At 68.9% G+C, this 17924-nt stretch carries 16 protein-coding genes; 10 read left to right on the forward strand and 6 right to left on the reverse strand.

What is annotated here, in order from left to right; translation table 11 throughout:
• The first annotated feature begins 58 nt into the window (after positions 1–58).
• Both ACLM5J_RS19490 and ACLM5J_RS19495 read left to right on the forward strand, forming a co-directional pair.
• Positions 59–739, forward strand: coding sequence for a SatD family protein (locus ACLM5J_RS19490; RefSeq protein WP_413658334.1), 681 nt, complete (start codon positions 59–61; stop codon positions 737–739).
• Positions 736–1467, forward strand: coding sequence for a hypothetical protein (locus tag ACLM5J_RS19495; protein ID WP_413658335.1), 732 nt, complete (start codon positions 736–738; stop codon positions 1465–1467). Before ACLM5J_RS19490 ends, ACLM5J_RS19495 begins: the two co-directional genes overlap by 4 nt.
• 6 nt (positions 1468–1473) lie before the next feature.
• Here the strand turns inward: ACLM5J_RS19495 and ACLM5J_RS19500 are convergent, their stop codons facing one another.
• Positions 1474–2919, reverse strand: coding sequence for a protein adenylyltransferase SelO (locus ACLM5J_RS19500; protein ID WP_413658336.1), 1446 nt, complete (start codon positions 2917–2919; stop codon positions 1474–1476).
• 27 nt (positions 2920–2946) lie between these two features.
• Positions 2947–3576: a TetR/AcrR family transcriptional regulator gene (locus ACLM5J_RS19505; RefSeq protein ID WP_413658337.1), complete on the reverse strand. Its 630-nt coding sequence runs from the start codon at positions 3574–3576 to the stop codon at positions 2947–2949.
• A gap of 119 nt (positions 3577–3695) precedes the next feature.
• On the opposite strand from ACLM5J_RS19505, the gene ACLM5J_RS19510 reads away from it, so the two are divergent.
• Positions 3696–5210 carry an MDR family MFS transporter gene (locus ACLM5J_RS19510; RefSeq protein ID WP_413658338.1) on the forward strand — a complete coding sequence of 505 codons (1515 nt, stop codon included), beginning with the start codon at positions 3696–3698 and terminating at the stop codon, positions 5208–5210.
• A 9-nt stretch (positions 5211–5219) separates the two neighbouring features.
• Here the strand turns inward: ACLM5J_RS19510 and ACLM5J_RS19515 are convergent, their stop codons facing one another.
• Positions 5220–6224 carry a 5'-3' exonuclease gene (locus ACLM5J_RS19515; protein ID WP_413658339.1) on the reverse strand — a complete coding sequence of 335 codons (1005 nt, stop codon included), beginning with the start codon at positions 6222–6224 and terminating at the stop codon, positions 5220–5222.
• Positions 6225–6249: 25 nt separating this feature from the next.
• Between ACLM5J_RS19515 and ACLM5J_RS19520 the strand changes: the two genes are divergently transcribed.
• From ACLM5J_RS19520 to ACLM5J_RS19530, 3 genes are read left to right on the forward strand one after another with little or no spacing between them, the layout of a single operon-like run.
• Entirely contained in the window at positions 6250–7164 is a 915-nt protein-coding gene (locus tag ACLM5J_RS19520) for an amidohydrolase family protein (protein ID WP_413658340.1), read from the forward strand.
• Entirely contained in the window at positions 7161–8672 is a 1512-nt protein-coding gene (locus ACLM5J_RS19525; protein ID WP_413658341.1) for a sulfatase, read from the forward strand. Before ACLM5J_RS19520 ends, ACLM5J_RS19525 begins: the two co-directional genes overlap by 4 nt.
• Before the next feature lie 57 nt (positions 8673–8729).
• Positions 8730–10232, forward strand: a complete 1503-nt coding sequence (locus ACLM5J_RS19530; RefSeq protein ID WP_413658342.1) for a sulfatase — start codon at positions 8730–8732, stop codon at positions 10230–10232.
• Between the two features lie 16 nt (positions 10233–10248).
• Here the strand turns inward: ACLM5J_RS19530 and ACLM5J_RS19535 are convergent, their stop codons facing one another.
• Positions 10249–10590, reverse strand: a complete 342-nt coding sequence (locus tag ACLM5J_RS19535; protein WP_413658343.1) for a hypothetical protein — start codon at positions 10588–10590, stop codon at positions 10249–10251.
• Between the two features lie 58 nt (positions 10591–10648).
• Between ACLM5J_RS19535 and ACLM5J_RS19540 the strand changes: the two genes are divergently transcribed.
• The 4 genes from ACLM5J_RS19540 to ACLM5J_RS19555 all read left to right on the forward strand — a co-directional run bounded on the left by ACLM5J_RS19540 (position 10649) and on the right by ACLM5J_RS19555 (position 17070).
• Entirely contained in the window at positions 10649–11050 is a 402-nt protein-coding gene (locus tag ACLM5J_RS19540; protein ID WP_413658344.1) for a DUF5709 domain-containing protein, read from the forward strand.
• Positions 11051–11189: 139 nt separating this feature from the next.
• Positions 11190–12749 carry a DUF3375 domain-containing protein gene (locus tag ACLM5J_RS19545; protein WP_413658345.1) on the forward strand — a complete coding sequence of 520 codons (1560 nt, stop codon included), beginning with the start codon at positions 11190–11192 and terminating at the stop codon, positions 12747–12749.
• The gene (locus ACLM5J_RS19550) at positions 12746–13603 is read left to right on the forward strand and encodes a DUF4194 domain-containing protein (protein WP_413658346.1); all 858 of its coding nucleotides are present in this window, start codon (positions 12746–12748) and stop codon (positions 13601–13603) included. The genes ACLM5J_RS19545 and ACLM5J_RS19550 overlap by 4 nt, the downstream gene beginning before the upstream one ends.
• Positions 13600–17070 carry an ATP-binding protein gene (locus tag ACLM5J_RS19555; RefSeq protein WP_413658347.1) on the forward strand — a complete coding sequence of 1157 codons (3471 nt, stop codon included), beginning with the start codon at positions 13600–13602 and terminating at the stop codon, positions 17068–17070. The genes ACLM5J_RS19550 and ACLM5J_RS19555 overlap by 4 nt, the downstream gene beginning before the upstream one ends.
• Positions 17071–17088: 18 nt before the next feature.
• Here the strand turns inward: ACLM5J_RS19555 and ACLM5J_RS19560 are convergent, their stop codons facing one another.
• On the reverse strand, positions 17089–17574 hold the full coding sequence (locus tag ACLM5J_RS19560; RefSeq protein ID WP_413658348.1) for a hypothetical protein: 486 nt from the start codon (positions 17572–17574) through the stop codon (positions 17089–17091).
• 9 nt (positions 17575–17583) lie between these two features.
• Positions 17584–17919: a hypothetical protein gene (locus tag ACLM5J_RS19565; RefSeq protein WP_413658349.1), complete on the reverse strand. Its 336-nt coding sequence runs from the start codon at positions 17917–17919 to the stop codon at positions 17584–17586.
• Positions 17920–17924: the final 5 nt, after the last annotated feature.

Genomic DNA, 17924 nt, shown 5'->3' on the forward strand with positions numbered 1-17924 from the left:
GGAATTAGCTTCATTTGGCGCCTGATGAAGTGATAACCTTCATTTGAGGTGAGATGAAGTGGCGATCCAAGCAACGCTGATCGGCGACGTGGTGGCATCACGCGCCGCCGCCGACCGGGCCGACCTGCACCGGGTGCTGTCGGCTGCGCTGGACGAGGTGAACACGACCTTCCGGCCCACCATCCCGCTGCGGATCACCTTGGGTGACGAGTATCAGGGCGCCTTCGCCGACCTCGGCTCGGCGGCGAGGGCAGCGCTCGCGCTCACCGTGCGGATCGCCGATGTCTACGACGTCCGCCACGGCCTCGGCTGGGGGGAGGTCACCGAGCTCCAGCAGGAGCCCCGGGTCGAGGACGGTCCAGGCTGGTGGGCCGCCCGCGCGGCGATCGAGACGGTTCACGACCTGCAGCAGCGACCGGCGACAGGTTGGGTCCGGACCAGGCTGAAGGTGGCGTCGCAGAGCCCGTTGCCTCCGGGGATGGCGGGCGCGTTCGGGGCCGCGCTCAGCCTCCGGGATCAGGCGATCGCGCGCTTGTCGCCCCGAGCTGTGTCGGTACTCCGTGGTCTGCTGGACGGAGAGACCCAGCGGGAGATCGCCGAACGACTCCAGATCAGCCCGTCCGCGGTCTCGCAACGGATCCGTACCGACGGCCTCGGGGCGTTGGTGGTCGCGGATCAGGTCTGGGCCTCCGACGGCGAGGCCTCCCCAGCCACGACCCACAGCAAGGAGGAACGATGAGCTGGATAGCCCTCTGGTTGCTCGGAGCGGGGTTGGTCGACCTGGCCCACTCGGCGCGCCCGAGCCGGCACCTGCCGTCCGCACTCGGCGCCTTCGGCACCCTGGCGGTGGCGCTGCTCGCCGGGCTCGTCACCGGTGCGGACCTCGCCATGCTGGTCGCGCTCTGTGCCGCGGTCGCCGGCTGGGGCTACCTGGTCACCTACAGCTTCGGGCGTCAGCAGGCCTGGGCCGCGCTGGCCGGCTACGCGAGCATGGCGCTCCTGCTCGTACTGCTAGCCCAGCAGGCCGGGCCGGTAGGTGGCCCGTTCGCAGACTGGGTGCGGAGCACGCCACTGCCGATCCTGGACGAACGCGACCCGCAGCAGGTGTTGCTGCTGCTTGCCGTGCTGGTCGCCCAGATGTCGACCGGCAACGTGATCGTGCGTCTGGTGCTCGCCGCGACCGGTACGGTCAACCCCAGCAAGGGCCCAGGAGCTGCGAACACTCTCAAGGGCGGTCGTCTGCTCGGGCCGATGGAGCGGATCTTCATCGTCGGCCTCGGTGTTGCGGGTCATGCCACCGCGGCCAGCATCGTGATCGCGGCGAAGGGGCTGCTGCGTTGGCCTGAGCTCCAGGCGCACCGTGACGCGACCTCCGGGCCAAGCATCGACGACGTCACCGAGTACTTCCTGGTCGGCTCGTTCGTCTCCTGGCTCTGGGCACTCGGCGGCCTGGTGTTGTTGGCCTGAGCAGGCTCAGGTGCCGCAGAAGGTCCGGAAGCCGGCAGCGAACTCAGCCGTTCCAGGCTCGGCCAGATCATCGACGCCGTCCTGTTCGGCGAACGGTGCCCGGACCGCCGCCAGCAGTCGATGGAAAGGCGCCAGGTCTCCGGCCTCTGCGGCGCGCAGTGCTGCATCCGCGAGATGGTTGCGGGGCACGTAGAGCGGGTTCGTCGCCTCGATCAGTTCTGCGCTCGGCGCAGCGGAACGCCACCGCTCCAGCCAGGCGTCGACTCCCGGTAGGTCGAGCATTCTCGCCCGCAGCGGTTCGGCGTCGCCCCGTGCTGCGGCAGCCAGGCTGCGGAAGCTCAGGGTCCAGTCCGCGCGGCTCTCCTCGAGCAGTGCGTGCAGCGACTCGGCCAACTCGGCCACCTGCTCGGCGGGAGCGTCGGCAGAGATCCCGAGCTTCGCCCGCATCCGGTCGAGCCAGGCGGCGCGGTACGCCGGCCCGAACTCGTTGAGGGCATCGGTGGCACGGGTGATCGCGGTCGACTCGTCGGCGTCGAGGAGCGGCAGGATCGCCTCGGCGAACCGGGCCAGGTTCCACTGGGCGATCACGGGCTGGTTGGCGTAGGCGTAGCGACCGGTCTCGTCGATCGAGCTGAAGACCGCATCGGACTGGTAGCCCTCGACGAAGGCGCAGGGCCCGTAGTCGATGGTCTCGCCGGAGACCGTCATGTTGTCGGTGTTCATCACTCCGTGCACGAAGCCGACCGCCATCCAGTCCGCGATCAGCTCCGCCTGGGCGGCGATCACTTGGCGGTAGAGCGCAAGGTGCGGCTGGTCGGCCGCTGCGAGTTGCGGGTAGTGCCGGGCGATCGCGTGATCGGCGAGCGCGCGCAGCAGGTCGAGGTCGCCGGTGGCGCGCGCGAATTGGAACGAGCCGACCCGGAGGTGACTCGCCGCGACCCGGGCCAGGACCGCGCCCGGCATAGGTTGTTCGCGTTGCACCAGATGTCCCGTACCGACGACCGCGAGGGACCGGGTGGTGGGGATCCGGAGCGCGGCCATCGCCTCACTGACCAGGAACTCGCGGAGCATCGGTCCGACGACGGCGCGACCATCTCCGCCACGGGCGAACGGGGTGCGACCGGAGCCCTTGAGGTGCAGGTCGCGCGGGCCGCCTGGCGTGGTCAGCTCACCGAGGAGGAGGGCCCGGCCATCGCCGAGTCGCGGAGAGAAGCCGCCGAACTGGTGGCCCGAGTAGGCCTGAGCGACCGGGGCTGCGTCCGTCGGGAGTTGTGCACCGGTCAGGAGGGCGACGCCGTCAGGGGTGGCCAGCCAGTCGGCGTCCAACCCGAGTTCGTCGGCGAGCGTCGTATTGAGCGCCAGCAAGGTCGGGCGCACCGGCGGCTCCGCCTGCCAGGGCAATGCGAGCGCGGGCAGGGCATCGGCGAACTGGTGACTCAGGTGAGGCTGCACCTTGTGAGCCTACGTCGTCCGCGCGGGTCACTCGATGAGCCGGTGGGCGGCCTCGCGGGCTTGGCGGAAGGTGTCGAGCAGGTCGACGTCGCGTCCCGCGGCCCGACGTGCTGCCCAGGTCTCGATGGTGACCCGGCCGAGGGTGGAGAGACTCTCGGCGGCGAGCCGGGGCCGGAGGTCGTCGGCGTCGGTGCCGAGCGCCTCGCGGAGCACGGCGACCGTCTGCTCCATCCGCTCGGCCTCGGCGCGCAGGGAGGCTGCGAGCAGGGTCGGCTCCTGCGAGATCAGGCACCAGACCCGGAGCATCTGGCGACCGGAGTCGCTGTCGCCGTTGTCGAAGCCGGTCAGGATCTCTTCCCACATCTGCTCAAGCTGGGGTAGCAGGGGAGCAGTCCCGTCGAAGGCGGCGAGGCGTCGGGTGACGGTCGCCTCGATGTCGCGGTGGGGGACCAGGGCGGCGTCCTCCTTGTGCGGGAAATAGCGGAAGACCGTCCGGGCGGAGACGCCGGCTGCCTCGGCGATCTGTTCGACGGTGGTCGCAGCGACGCCGAACCGCTCGAAGAGATCGAGCGCGCTCCGGCAGATCTCGGACTCGGTCTGATGACGGCGGCGTTCGCGCAGCGACGGGCTGGGAACGGCGCTGGTGGACTCAGTCATCGGCTCCTCCGCCTTCCTGGTGTGGCCATCGCCACACAGCTGACAAGTACTGCCCAATTGGCAGTGAGTGACACAATATCGTGGCACATTGTTGAAGACGACCGAGGAGCAACCGCTCGATGACCTCCACTGCGCAGGGCACGGACGCCCCCGCCGCACCCCCGACCCCCTCAGCCAGCACCTCGGCAGCCGGCCCGACAGCCGACAACGGTGCCGCCGAAGCGGCCCACCTGCCACCCGGTGCCGCGCGCCTGATCGCCCTGCTGGTCGGCTCCGCATTCGTAGTGATCCTCAACGAGACGGTGATGGGCGTCGCGCTGCGTCCGTTGATGGACGAGTTCGAGGTCTCCGCCAGTGCCGGCCAGTGGCTGACCACCGGCTTCCTGCTGACGATGGCCGTCGTCATCCCGACCACCGGTTGGTTGATGGCGCGGCTCTCGGTCCGGACCCTGTTCGTCATCGCGATGTCGGCGTTCACCCTGGGCACGTTGTTGGCCGCACTGGCCCCGGTCTTCGGAGTGCTGGTGCTCGCCCGCGTGGTCCAGGCTGTCGGCACGGCGCTGATGATGCCGTTGCTGATGACCACGATCATGACCATCGTGCCGCCCGCCAAGCGCGGTCAGATGATGGGCGTCGTCTCCATCGTGATCTCGGTGGCTCCGGCCGTCGGTCCGACCATCTCCGGCGTGATCCTCGACCAGCTCAGCTGGCGGTGGATGTTCTGGCTGGTCCTGCCGATCGCCGTGCTCTCGCTGGTCCTCGGTTCGCTGTGGGTGCGCAACGTCAGTGAGCCGCGCCCCGCCCACCTCGACCCGTTCTCGGTGCTGCTCTCGGTGTTGGCCTTCGGTGGCCTGATCTGGGGTCTCTCCCTGATCGGCGAGGCCGCGGGCGAGCACGACCCGTTGGTCACGCCGTGGATCCCGGTCACCATCGGTGCGGTCGCGCTGGCGGTCTTCATCTGGCGTCAACTGACGCTAAAGGGTCAGGCCCTCCTCGACCTCCGCGCCTTCGGCTCGGGCTCGTTCGCGTTGGCCGTGCTCCTGGTCAGTGCCAGCATGATGGCGCTCTTCGGCACCCTGATCCTGCTTCCGCTCTACCTGCAGGACGTTCTCGACCTCTCCACCCTGCAGACCGGTCTTCTGATGCTCCCGGGTGGGTTGGCGATGGGCCTGCTGGCGCCGGTCGTCGGGATGCTCTTCGACAAGGTCGGCCCGCGGCCGTTGGTGGCGCCCGGCGCTCTGGTGGTCGCGATCGGTCTCTTCCTGATGACCGGGCTCGACGCCGGCAGCGGGCGCGGCGAGATCGTGGTCTACCACGTGATCCTGCACATCGGTCTGGCCTTCATCTTCACGCCGTTGATGACCTCGGCGCTCGGTTCGCTGCCGCCGCATCTCTACTCGCACGGCTCCGCGATCATCTCGACCGCCCAGCAGGTGGCGGGCGCGATCGGTACCGCGCTCTTCATCACCCTGATGACCCGCGGCACCACCGCGGCGATCGAGGACGGCCAGGCCGATCCCGTCCTGGCGTTCGCCGACGGCGTCCACACCGCCTTCATCTGGGGTTCCGGGATCTCGGTGGTCGCCGTGGTGATCGCCCTCTTCGTCCGGCAGCCGAAGCCGGTCGAGCTGTGACCGGTTGAGTCAGCCCACCGACGCTGGCGGTTCGGTGAGAACCCGGAGCGCCAGGTCGGTGGTCGACTGGAAGTTGAGGTGCCCGACGACGCGAGCGACCCGTTCGTAGTCGAGGGGGAGGAGTCCGGGGCTGCCGGGGCGGTCGGGGGTGAGTCCGAGGTCGAGGTCGTCGCGCCCGGACATGATCGCGATGTTGAAGTCGTACCGCTCCCGGGCGCCCGGTTCGGTCAGCCGCTTGCGCAGCATGCTGCCCAGGCGGCGTTGGCCGTTCTCGGCGCACCAGGAGTCGATCGCGGCGACCAGGTTCTCGCCGCCGGCGTGGTCGATGTCGGCCCAGACCTCCTGCATCGAGCCCATCGCCGCCAACAGGAGTGCTGCGGTCTTCTCGCCGATCCCGTTGACGCCGGGCAGGTTGTCGCTGCTGTCGCCACGGAGTGCCGCGTAGGCGAGGTAGTTGCTGGCCGCGACCCCGTACATCACCTCGAGGCGCTTGGGGTTGAGCAACGGCGAGGCGTGGATGCCGCCGTTGATCAGGCGGAGCACCTGGGTGTGGTCGCTGATGTGTGCGAACGAGTCGCGGTCGGAGGTGATGATCACGCAGTCCCAACCGTTGGCTCCGGCCCAGGTCGCTGCGGAGGCGTTCACGTCGTCGGCCTCCAGCCCCTCCGGAGTCAGCGTGGCCAACCCGAGTGCGTCCAGCATCCCGCCGGCCCGGTCCAGTTGCTCGATCAGCAGAGGATCCTTGGGCGGGCGACCGGCCTTGTACTCCGGATAGAACTCCTCGCGCCGGGACTGGGTGCGGTCGTCGAGCCCGAAGATCACGGCGTCCGGGGCGAAGGCGTCGATCGACTCCAGGATCTGGCGCAGCATGCCGTGCAGGGCCCAGGCCGGGCGATGCGAACGGTCCCGGTGGTCGGTGTAGGCCCGCGCGTGGTGGTTGCGGTGCAACAGCGACGGCGCATCGACGGCGAGCAGTAACCTGCGGTCGCGGGTGGGGGTCTCGAAGGAAGTCATAGGGCTCGTCGGCCATGCTAGTGGAATGAACGAGGTCACACTTGACGCTGATCGGGTAGCGGTGCCGGCCGACGAGGCCGCCCGGGTGCGCGCGCTGCTCGACGAGCTCGGACTGCCCGGGATGATCGACGTGCACACGCATTTCATGCCGCAGCAGGTGATGGCGAAGGTGTGGGCCTACTTCGACCAGGCGGGGCCGTTGACCGGTCGCCCGTGGCCGATCGCCTACCGGACCAGCGTCGAGGGGCGGTTGGCAACGCTGCGCAGCTTCGGCGTCGAACGGTTCACCTCGTTGGTCTATCCGCACAAGCCGGGGATGGCGGCCTGGCTCAACGGCTGGGCGCGGGAGTTCGCCGCCGAGACCCCGGACTGCCTCTCCTCGGCAACGTTCTATCCCGAGCCGGAGGCGGCCGCCTATGTGCGCGAAGCCATCGAGGGCGGCGTTCAGGTCTTCAAGGCGCACGTCCAGGTCGGCGACTACGACCCCAATGACCCGTTGCTGGATCCGGTCTGGGAACTGCTCGCCGCGACTCGGGTTCCGGTCGTGATCCACTCCGGTCATGGTCCGGCGCCGGGCACCTTCACCGGCCCGGCTGGTATGGACCAGTTGTTGGCCCGTTTTCCGGATCTGGTGCTGATCATCGCGCACATGGGGCTACCCGATTACGGCCGCTTCCTGGACCTCGCTGAGCGCTATTCAGGCGTATATCTGGACACCACGATGGCGTTCACCCGGTTCACCGAGGCGGAGTCGCCCTTCCCGGTCGCCGAGTTGGGGCGGTTGCGCGAACTCGGTGAGCGGGTGTTGTTCGGCAGTGACTTCCCGAATATCCCCTACCCTTTCCTAGACGCCGTGGATGCGGTCCGCGCCTTGGGTATGGGGGATGAATGGTTGCGCAGGGTGCTGCGCGAGAACGCGCGCGCGCTCTTCAGGGTGTGAGGCGTACTCGACTCGCGATCGCCGGGATCAGCCTGGCGACGTTGGCGGGCTGTGGGATCGGTCCGGTCTCGTTCTCGGCCGACCGTCCGGCGAAGGCCGAGCCGGTGGTCAAGGCGATCGATCCGAACGCGCCGCGACCCAACATCCTGCTGATCACCGTGGACGACGCCGCGGCCGGCGACCTGCGGTACATGCCACACGTGCGCAGGCTGATCGGCGACCAGGGCGTCACGGTGACCAACGGGATCGCACCGACTCCGATCTGCGCTCCGGCGCGGGCCTCGCTCCTGACGGGTCAGTACACGCACAACCACGGTGTGCTGGGGGTCAACGGCAGCCGCGGTGGTTTCCGGGCACTGAAGGACAAGCAGACGCTGCCGGTCTGGTTGCAGGCGGCCGGATACGACACCTATTTCGTCGGCAAGTACCTCAACAACTACGGCAGGTCTCCGGCCGAGAAGCGGTACGTGCCGCCGGGCTGGAGCGACTGGCACGGCAGCCTGGACCCGGCCACGTACAACTACTCGAAGACGGTCACCAACCGGAACGGTCGCGTGGTCGTCGACAAGACGTACAGCACCGACAGTTTCGCCGCCCAGACCGACTCGATGCTGCGCAAGGCCGGCCGTAAGTCGTCGCCGTTCTACCTCTGGGTGAACTACGTGGCGCCGCATCACGGTGGCCCGAGCGACGCCGACGACCCGACCCGCTGGAAGCCGAAGTCCAAGAGCGCGCTCCGCACCGCGTCGCCGGCGGCCCGGCACCGGAACCTGTTCCGCAGGTTGCAACTGCCGAAGGGCCCCTCGCTCTTCCGGAAGCCGACCGACTCGTTCGTGGGTGCGACGCGGCACTCCTGGACGAAGCGGGAGCGTCGTGAGGTCCGCGAGGCGTATCAGCAACGGCTCGAGGCGCTGCAGGCGGTGGACGAAGCGGTGGCCGGGCACGTCAGGGTGCTCCGCCGGTCGGGCGACCTCAAAGACACCCTGATCGTCTTCACCAGCGACAACGGCTACTTCCTCGGTCAGCACAATCTGCACGGCAAACTCTGGTTCTTCAACGAGGGTGTGACGGTGCCGATGGTGATCCGCGGCCCGGGGCTGCCCAAGGGCGACGTCACCAACACGGCAGTGAGCCATGTGGATCTCCCGGTGACCTTCGCAGCCGCGGCGGGTGTCCAGCCGACGGCGTCGACCGATGGCGCGGACGTGATGCCATGGTTGAAGCGCAAGCAGCGCGTGGTCCGGGTGGTACCGATCGAGGCGTATCCCGTGTCGGCCTCCGGCTCCCGCCAGCTCTACGCCGGGGTCCGGATCGGTGATGAGTGGACCTACGCGGTCAACAGCCACGGTGCCGAGGAGCTCTACGACCTGATCCGTGATCCTTACCAGGTGCGCAACGTGGCGCGGGACCCTGCTGCGGCAGCGGTGCTCAGCCAGGCGCGGGTGCTCACCGACCAGTACCGCAACTGCATGGGTCAGGACTGCCCGCGTGAGGCGTACCTGCCCTAGGGAGTCCGCCCTTCGAGCCTAAAACTAGTGAATTGGTAGACAAACTATTGTTTGGCCATGATCACTCTCGGCCGGCCTCCCCAGAAGCTCACTGCTGTCCTCACCCTGGCCGCCTGTGCGGTCGCTGGGAAGGGCATCGCCCCGATCGGGGCGTCGTCGTCCGCAGCTCCGGTCCAGGTCGAAGGTGCGGCGTCGCCTGCGGCGCCGTCACGGCCTAACATCCTGCTGGTCACCGTTGACGACGCTGCGGCGAGCGACCTGCGCTGGATGCCGAAGGTGCGCCGTCTGATCGGGGACCAAGGAGTGCGGGTGACCAACGCGCTCGCACCGACGCCGCTCTGCGTGCCGGCCCGAGCCACGTTGCTCAGCGGCCAGTACGCCCACAACCACGGCGCCCTGGGGATCCGCGGCAGACACGGCAGCGTCCGCAGTTTCGACGATCGACGAACCCTGCCGACCTGGCTACGACGTGCTGGTTACGACACCTACTTCGTCGGCAAGTACCTCAACGGTTACGGCCGGAACTCCAAGCGCTACGTCCCGCCGGGGTGGACCGGATGGCAGGGGAGCATCGACCCCTTCACCTACAACTACGCGCGGACCGTCACGAACCGCAACGGGACGATCGTGCGCGACGAGCGGTACAGCACGGACAGCTTTGCGAGGATGGCGAACAGAGTCTTGCGTCGTGAGGCCAAGGATGCCGACCCCTTCTACCTCTGGGTGAACTACGTAGCTCCGCACAAAGGCGGCCCACGCGAGCGTGATGACCCACGCCGTCGGTTCGCAGGGCACACCATCGACACCCCGGCGGTGGCCGAACGGCATCGCAACAGCTTTCGCCACCTCGCGCTGCCCGACGTCCCGTCACTCTTCCGGACGCCGGGGCGCAGCATCGTCAACGCCAGCCAACGTCCGTGGGCGAAGCGGGCCCGTGCTGCGCTTCGGGAGAGCTACCAGCAGCGCATCGAGTCGCTGCAAGCCGTCGACGAAGCCGTCGGCTCCCATCTGCGAGTGCTGCGACGCACCGGCCAACTGCGCAACACGATCGTCGCCTTCACCTCGGACAACGGATTCCTCGTCGGGCAGCACAACCTGAACGGCAAGCTGTGGTTCTACCAGGAGTCGGTCCAGGTTCCCTTGGTGATCCGGGGTCCCGGCATCCCGCGGGGCCGCACCGTCGACGACGTGGTCACCCACGCCGACCTGCCGGTCACCTTCGCGGCGTTGGCTCAGGCCCGGCCGAACCGGAGGGTCGATGGCACCGACGTCTGGCCGGTGCTGAGCGGCCAGGTCGTCTCCTCACCCCAGCGGGTAGTGCCGATCGCTGCCTATCCGATCACCGCCCGGACCACTCGAAGGCTCTACTCCGGCGTGCGGGTCGGCAACGACTGGTCCTATGCCGTGGCCCCATCCGGCGTCGAGGAGATCTACGACCTGCGCCGTGATCGGTACCAACTCACCAACCTGGCGCGCGACCCGCGGTTCGCCGAGCGACGTGCTTGGCTGCGCGGGTTGGCACGCCAGTACCGCGACTGTGCCGGGGAGCAGTGCCGGTGAGGCGCGGAACAGGCCGCTACTCGCCGAGCTGGCTCCAGAAGGTGCCGTCGATCTCGTGGTCTTCGAGGTAGGCCTCCAACTCCTCGATCGCATCGAAACGGCTCGCGACGGCGTCGACCAACTCCTGGGCGGATTCGACCAGCAGCAACGCGCGGAGCTTGGTGGTCTCCTCAGCGCTGAGCCGGCGCTCGAACTCGTACTCGCGGCAGCCGAGAACCCGCTCCACTCCGGGGCCGGTGTCGTGACCGCTGAGCACGAAGCCACCGTCCTCGACCGAGATCGCGCGCCACAGGCTGCCGTCCTCGTCGGTGTGGTCGGCCAGGACCAGGTACGCCTCGGGGGTCAGATCTTCACTCACACGGACGATTCTCCGCCATCGCTTGGAATCGTGTGCCGGCGAGCTAGCGTGAAGAGGCATGAGCGAAGATCAGCTTCAACCCGAAGACACCCTGCTCGACCGCGGCGTCGACGACGTCCTCGATGAGGGTTACTCGCCTCCGGACCGCCCGCGCGGGAGCAACGACAAGAGCGTTACGGCGCTCGGTGAGCTCGAAGGTGAGACCTTGGACGAGCGGATCGCCCAGGAGGAACCGGAGGTCTGGGCCGCCGACGAGGAGGCCGCCGAGCTGGGGCCTGACGCGATCATCGACGGACCCGTCGGTGGGGAGGTCGGTGCTGCTCGGGCCGGGCGATTGATCAGCCCCGACTCCGGTTCCGGTGAGGACGACGAGGCGGAACTGCTGGGCTTCGACGTCGGCATCGACGGTGCTGCGGCGTCGGCCGAGGAAGCCGCGATGCACGTCATCGAGGAGGAGTGATCCGCCGCTGAAACGTGGCCTGGCCGACGCTCGGTCGAGCGACACCGAGGCCGGGTTCTGCGTCTGCGCCCCCGCTCTGGAATGCTGGCCCCTCGAACTGACGACACTGGCCGGTAGGGCGCGAGGAAGGCGCGGAACGATGAGTGACATCGCGGGGGAGTTGACGCGCGTAACGAGCGCCTTCGACCAGCCGACCCTGACGCTGCTCCACCAGCGCCAGGCGCCGGTGGTGATCACCATCTTCCGAGCCGCTTTCGGGCGTGACAACAAGCCGATCCCGACGGCCCGGCTGCACACCCAGGTGGAGGACCACATCGCCTCGATGCGGCAGGCCGGCGAGGTTGATCTTCCAGGCGGCTCCGGGCGTGAGGTCTGCCAGCGCTGGATGCGCGGTCAGTGGCTGGTCCGTGCCCTCGACGAGCGCGGTCGCGAGGTCTACTCGCTCACCTCGCACGCCCAACAGGCACTGGAACTGGTCAAGAACCTGGCCCGCGACCGGGCCACCCTCAGCGAGCACCGCATCACCACCATCCTCGGGACGGTGCGACGGTTCAACTCCGAGGCGCATCCCGACCGCAGTGCACGGGTCACCATCCTCAACGAGGAGATCGCCCGGATGACGGCCGAGCGGGACAGGCTGGTCGACGGCGCCGAAGTGGTCAGCGCCACCGAGGACTACATGTCCGAGGGCTTCACCGAGTTGTTGTCGTTGATCTCCGCGCTGCCCAGCGACTTCGCCCGGGTCGAGGAGCGGTTCGTCCAGATCCGCGGCGAGATCCTGGCCGCCTTCCGTGGCGAGGACCGCCCCGCCGGCGAGGTGATCGACGACTACCTGGCCCGCGCCGATGCGTTGATGACCGCTACCCAGGAAGGCCGCGCCTTCGAGGGAGCGTTCGCGTTGCTCCGCGACGACGGGCTGGTCAGCCAACTCCGTGAGGACCTCGGCGACCTCCTGGACCACCCGCTCTCGGACCGGATCCTGGCCGACGCCGAGCGTTCCGAGCTCCGCGGCACGGTGAAGTTGGTTCGTGAGGGCCTGGACCGGGTGTTGACCCAACGTTCGCGGGTCACCGCCACGCTCAAGGAGTACATCATCTCCCACGACGCGGCCCGCGACCGCGAGTTGGAGCAGACCCTTCGGTCGGTCGAATCGGAGCTGATGACCTGGCTGGCAGGCACCGGTCCACGGGCCACCCACGAGGTGCCGTTGCTGCCGGCCCGTGCGGTGATCGAGCACCTGCGTGAACGGTTCTACGACCCGGCCGACGACGTGCTGCCCGAACCGTTGCACACCCCTTCGCCCGACGACGCTCCCGAGGTCTCGCTCTCCACCCTGATGGCTCAGGGCGGACCGCAGCTGGGCCAGCTGCGTCAGTACCTGGAGGAAGCGATGGCGGGGGATCGCGCCGCGGACACGCTGGGCCGGCTCTTCGAGGAGTTGGCGCCGGTGCTCCGTCGTCCGGTGGAGATCTTCGGTCTGCTGCATCTTGCCGCCGAGCACGGGTTGGCTCCGGACACCGGAGCACCGTTGGAGCAGTACGCCGCCTTCCGCACCGACGGCACCCGCCGGGTCTTCTCGGTGCCGACCGTCGCCCTGCCGGACGCCGACCTCCCGGGCCCACCCGCGTCCGAACCCGACGTGAACCCAGCCGACCTGAACCGCGCCGCATCCACCGAGAAGAGCGAGTCCCCAGCATGAACGACGACGTGGTGACCGACGACGTGGTGGCCGATGACCCGGTGTCTGACGAGTTCGTGGAGTCGGTGGACTCCGTGACAGAGCACGTCGACGGTGACGGGTTCGCGCCCGCCGAGACCGAGCCGAGCGACCCGGTCGCCGACGACGAGTTCGCCACCTCCGACCTGCGCTCGGTCTCGCTCTTCGAAGGCGACGAGGGCGAGTTGGCGTTCGCCGAGCGCCAGGTGCTGGTGACCCTGCTCAAGCAGCGGTTCATCAGCGCCCGGACCCACCCGCGGGAGTGGCGGGTGCTGACCGAGCACGAGCGGCTGCTCCGCTCCCGGTTGAACGACGTCTTCCTCGAACTCCAGATCGACCGTGATCGGGAGGTGGCCTGGAAGCGTCAGGCCGTCTCCGAGACCGCCAGCCGGTTCCCGACGCTGCTCCACGACACCTCCTGGTCGCGCGAGGAGACGTTGGTCCTGATCCACCTGCGGGATCGGCTCCGGGCCGGCCAGGCGGGTGGCGAGAGTCGGGTCTTCGTCGACCGCGACGACGTGCTGGACTACATCGAGAGCTTCCGGCCCGGCCATGCCACCGACGTGGCGGGCGACGTCAAGCGGGCCAAGAACGCGGTCCTCGCCGTCGCCAAGGCCGGGCTGCTGATCCCGACCGCAGCCGACGACCGCTATGAGATCAGCGAAGCGGTGGAGCCGTTGCTCCCGCTGGACCTGCTCAAGGAGCTCTTGGCGGCACTCCACGAAGCCAACACGGCGCCCGTGCCGACGCCGGTCCGCAGCGCCGACCTCTTCGGCGAGGAGTGGGATGACGACGGTTCGGCGCGAGCCGTCATCGAGGACGGGGACGAGGCATGAGCAGCATCGACGTCGAGACCACCGAGTTCGGTGAGGAGCAGGACGCCGCCGGTCTCTTCGACCGCCAAGTGGTCGCCAACCCGAGCGACGACACCATGCAGTGGCGCGCCGCGCTGCTCCAGGTCGTCAACTGGGGCGGCTTCGGTGGGTTGACCACCGTTCCCCTCGGCGGCGACGCCACGATGATCTCCGGTTCCTCGGGCGCCGGTAAGAGCACCGTGCTGGATGCCTACACCGCCCTGATGATGCCGTCGGACACCAAGTTCAACGGCGCCTCCAACGACGCGGTCGCCGGCCGTGCCCGAAGCGCCGGCCAGCGCAACCTGCTCTCCTATCTGCGCGGTGCCGTCGATGTCGTCGACGATCCCCGGACCGGCAAGCCGGTGGAGAAGCTGCTGCGGGGCAAGGGCAGCGACACCTGGGGCGCGGTGGCGATGACCTTCGTCAACGACCAGGGCGGGCGGTTCACCGCGCTGCGCACCTACTACGTTCCGCGCCGGGCCACCCGGTCCAGCGAGGTGCTGATGCAGCTCGCCACATTGGATGCGCCGTTGGCGCTCGAACAGGTCGAGCTCTGCGTGCCGGAGCGGTTCCATGCGAACTCGCTGAAGAAGCTCTTCCCCGGCCTGCGGGTACACCGGACCTACGCCGAGTTCGCGGCCGTCCTGCATGCCCGCCTCGGGATCGGCGCCAACAGTGACGGCGCCAAGGCGCTCCGACTACTGGCACGGATCCAGGCCGGAAACCAGGTCCGCAGTGTCGACGAGCTCTACAAGGAGATGGTGCTCGAACGCCCGGCCACCTACGCGGCGGCCGACCGTGCCGTCGAGCACTTCGACGACCTCGACGCCGCCTACTCGGCGATGCGCACCGAGGAACGGAAGCTCGAACTCCTCGAACCGATCGGTGACCTGCACGAGCGGAAGGTCGCCGCGCGGCTGCGTCGGGCTGAGCTCGACGCCTTCGGGGTCACCCTGCAGGGCGAGACGCCACTGCGGCTCTGGCTCTACCGCACCCACCTGCGGCTGCTGGAGAACACCCTGCAGAGCAACCGGACCGACCGCGCCCGGACCAGCGACGAGCTGAACGCCTGCATCGCCGCCGAACGGGCGCTGGTCGGCGACCTCGACGCCGCCAAGGAGGCGCACCGTGCCGCCGGCGGCGCGACCCTGGAGGCGCTGGGTGGTTCGCTCGACGCCGAACGGGTGCTGCGCAACGAGCGCGCGGCGCGCCGTTCCGACGTCTCGGACCGGATGCTGCCGTTGCTGGAGGTCGGCGAGGGCCAGGAGTCGATGCTGGAGGCAGCCTTCAACTCGGCCGCCGACTTCGCCACGCTGCAGCAGGAGGCCAAGCGCTGGTTGGCGGATCTGCCGACCGAGCAGCAGCGGATCAAGGAGGCCCGCGACTCCGTGCGCGACCGGCTCTACCCGGTCAAGGAGCGCCAGTCCGAGGTGGCCCGGGAAAGGGTCTCCCTGGAGTCCCGCGCCGGGCGGGTGCCGGCCCGGATGCACGAGATGCGCGACGAGGTGGCCAAGGCCAGCGGGCTGACCCCCGAGGAACTGCCGTTCGTGGCCGAGCTGATCGACGTCGCGCCGGAGCAGGGCCGGTGGCGCAACGCCATCGAGACCGTGCTCGGTGGAGCGGCGCGGCTGTTGCTGGTCCCGCACGAGCGGCTCGACGACTTCTCCTCCGCGATCGACGGCCTGCGGCTACGCGGTCGACTCACCTTCGAGGGCGCCACCCTCGATCTCCCGGACGAGGAGCCCGAGGACGCCGACTACGTGGCCGGCAAATTGGTCTTCAAGGAGTCGCCGTTCTCCGGTTGGGTCCAGGGCCTGGTCCGCGACCCGCAGCGCAACGCGCTGTGCGTGGAGAGTGCCGAAGGCCTGGCCGGGGAAGGGTTCCGGGTCACCGTCGCCGGACAGACCCGACTCGGCACGCGGGGTACCCACGGGCGTAACGACGCCCGCAACATCATCGGCTTCTCCAACGAGGAGGCGATCGCCGAGACCGAGGCCGAACTCGACACCATCGAACGCGAGCTGGAGAAGCTCGACGGCGAGGTCGCCGAGCTGGAGCGCCAGGAGCGGGTGTTGGTCCAGCGCCGGACCGCCTATGACGCCGTCGCCCTGGTCCGATTCGACGACCTGGACGTTGCGGGCAGCGACCGACGGATCGCCGAGCTGGAGCAGCGTCGGGACGACATCCTCTCCGCCGACGACGCCCTACAGGTTCTGGAGGGCCAGATCGCGGAGCTCACCGCCCGCTTGGAGGAGACCCGGAAGCAGCACTACGGGTTGGACCAGCGCCAGCGTGAGCTGAACGCCCAGCACGGCGAACTGGTCGACGCCGAGGACCTCGTCAAGGACCGCCTGGAGACGGTGTCGCGGGACGGCAAGCTGACCCTGAGCGACGCCCAGAGCGTCGCGCTGGCAGCTGAGTTCGCCGCCGCCGTCGCCCCCGGCGATCCGGAGGAGCTGGACCGGTTCAGCGAGAACTCGCAGCGGCTGGCGCAGCGACTGCACAGTGCCGTCGACGAGGCCGGCCAGGAGATCCGCCGCGTCGACGACGAGTTGGCCGGGATCTTCCGGCTCTACAAGATGCAGTGGGACTCGCCCAACCTCGGTGCCACCGCGGACTCCTATCCGGACTTCGCCCGGATCCTCGACGAGATCCGCGGTACCGGCCTGGCCGAGCGGCGCTCGGAGTGGCGCCGTCGGCTCACCGAGTGGAGCGGTCAGGACCTCGTCCCGCTGGTCGGTGCGATGGCCTCCTCGGTGGAGGAGATCGAGGACCGCCTGGAACCGATCAACAACATCCTGCGGCGGATCGAGTTCGGCGCTGGCGGTGACCGGCTGCGGATCAGGTTGAAGCGGTTGGCCCCGGCCCACGTGCAGGGCTTCATGCGCGAGCTGCGGGTGCTCTCCGCGGAGAACCCCAAAGAGCTCGACGAGGCCGGTCTGGAGCGGCGCTTCAAGGATCTCGGCAAGTTCATGGATCAGCTCCGCCGACCGTCGCAGACGGTGGACGGCACCTCCGACCGGGACCGTCTGCTCGATGTCCGTAGGCATGTCGAGATCAGCGCCGAGCGCTACGACAGCACCTCAGGTGAGGTCCGCGCGACCTACCGGACGCTCGGCGAGAAGAGTGGTGGCGAGAGCCAGGAGTTGGTCGCCTTCATCGTCGGCTCGGCACTCCGGTTCCGGCTCGGTGACGAGATGCGGTCGCGTCCACGGTTCGCGCCGGTCTTCCTCGACGAAGGTTTCGTCAAGGCCGACTCGGAGTTCGCCGGGCGTGCCGTGCAGGCGTGGAAGGGTCTCGGCTTCCAGCTGATCATCGGTGTCCCGCTGGACAAGGTGACCGGCCTGGAACCGCACATGGACGAGTTGCTGGCGATCACCAAGAACGCCACCACGCACCAGTCCTGGATCACCCCGATCGGCAGCGCCGTCGCCGACGCACCGTGAGCTCCGGCTAACGCCTGTTCACGAAGACGTCACGGCGTCGTGAGCGGCGCCGGCGGCCGCGTTGAGCTTCTTCTTGGTGGCCCGGCCGGCGCGCTTGGTGCCATTGACGAAACCCTGCAGGGTCAACGTGGCACCCGCGCCGACGAGCCAGACGTCCTTGGCCAGTGCGGTGCCGTCGGCGGTGGGTCGGATGCTGCCCGGCTGGCGCATGCCGGGGACCCGGGCGTAGAGACCGAGCAGCCCCGCACCGAACCCGGTCAGCGCGACACCGACCAGTGCGGAGGGAACCTTCGGGGTCATCAGCGCCGTACCCAGCGCGATCTCCACGATCGCGAGCCGCTTGGTGAAGGCGGCGGGCTGTTGGCCGGCCAACGCCGGATAGGCGGTACTGGCGAAGCCGTGCAGCTGTTCGGCGGTTGCCTGGTCGGCTCCGAGCTTGGTCAGCCCGGAGTTCAGGATGAAGGCGCCGGTGGCGAGGCGAAGCGGGGCGTGTGTCAGGTTCATACCTCCACCCTAGGCAGGCGAACCTGAACCGGCGTTGCGTGAGCGGCGCTGGCGCGTCGGTCGTAGTGGCATCCCGTGCAGGGGCGGTTCGGCGATGGTGACGACGCCGAGAACATCCCGCGCGGAGCTCAACCAGACCGAGCCGAGGTCGTTGCGGACCGCGAGTCGGCCGGCCTCGGAGCCGAAGACGCCGACCCGCAGCGCGGCTCCGTGCTGGGCCACCACGACGTCACCGCGCTTGGGACGGAGACGGGTGTCGAGCAGCAGTTCGGTGCCGGGAGGCCAGCCGCGGGACGAGAATTCCGTGCCCTCCAGGCGGAACCAGGAGGTCGGCTGCGAACGCATGTTCG

Origin of the sequence: Nocardioides sp. Bht2 (assembly GCF_047308515.1) — a bacterium.
In the GTDB taxonomy this organism is placed as follows: domain Bacteria; phylum Actinomycetota; class Actinomycetes; order Propionibacteriales; family Nocardioidaceae; genus Nocardioides.